The sequence below is a fragment of the Vibrio sp. TH_r3 genome (assembly GCF_033101115.1).
Lineage (GTDB): Bacteria > Pseudomonadota > Gammaproteobacteria > Enterobacterales > Vibrionaceae > Vibrio.
In genome coordinates, this window is sequence record NZ_JAWMPW010000062.1 from 1 (window position 1) to 1053 (window position 1053).

Sequence of the window (1053 nt, forward strand, 5' to 3'; positions counted from 1 at the left end):
CCGTCAACCGTTTTGCTGTTGTCCGCTTGGTCGGTTGCCGTGACAGAATAGGAATACTCGCCCGTAACCAAAGGAGCGGTGGTTGGTATGGTGTACGACCAAGTATAATTGCCGTTTTCATCCAATGTGTCTGTCACTTCGGTGGTATAGGTGTAGCTCACTGCCACGCCATTTTGATCAATACCGCTTAGATTAAGGGTAATAATGTCACCAACACTGTCCCCTGTACCGCTAAACGTTGGCGTCGCGTCATTACTTGATGTGCCCTCGTCTGATACATCATTGGTGCGTGAATCAAATTGTGTGGTCACATCTACGCTGTAGTCGGTCGTTATAGCGCCGACCACTTCTGAGTGGTTACCCGCTTGGTCGGTAGCCGTAACGGTGTAGCTTACCTCGCCTTCACTCAGCGGCGTCTCAACGTTGATCGACCAAGAATAAGTACCATCTTCATTATCAACAATCGTAGCGTCGGTGTAGGTCTGCCCATCAATGACCAAACTAATGCTAGCGTTCGGATCATCAATTTCGCCACTTATAACAGGTTGAGGTTGAGCAGTGATCGTGTCGTCGATTACCCCCGTATTTGAATCCTCATCTAAATTAGCGGTAAAAGTCGGCGGCGTTGAATCCACGGTTAAATTAGCCGAAATAGACTCAGCAACGTTACCGGCGACATCTTGAGACGACAGATTATACGTATAGTCGCCATCGGCTAATGTCCCGTCCGGTAGCGTGATAGACCAAGCTTGTTCTCGGTCAAAGGTTTCGCTATAACGATAGGCTTCTGTGCCATCTTGATTATAGATAACCACGGTAACTTGCTGACCAGATTCATCTGCAGATCCGGTAAACGTAGGCATTTCATTGGCTAAAATATCACCAGAAGTGGTTTCAGAGATCTCTAATGGTGCCGTTGTATCTATTTCGAACGTACCAGAAACAGGGTTTGACACGCTGCCTAGCTCGTTATAAGCAACAACTTGATAGCTGTATTCCCCATCCTCTGTTAGGCCATCAATTTCGACGGTCCAATTACCATCAACAATCGAG

At 47.3% G+C, this 1053-nt stretch carries 1 protein-coding gene; it reads right to left on the reverse strand.

Features of this window, described 5'->3' with window-relative positions:
* The coding region (locus R3X26_RS18745) for an Ig-like domain-containing protein (protein WP_317718839.1) at positions 1-1053 on the reverse strand (1053 nt) is incomplete at both ends.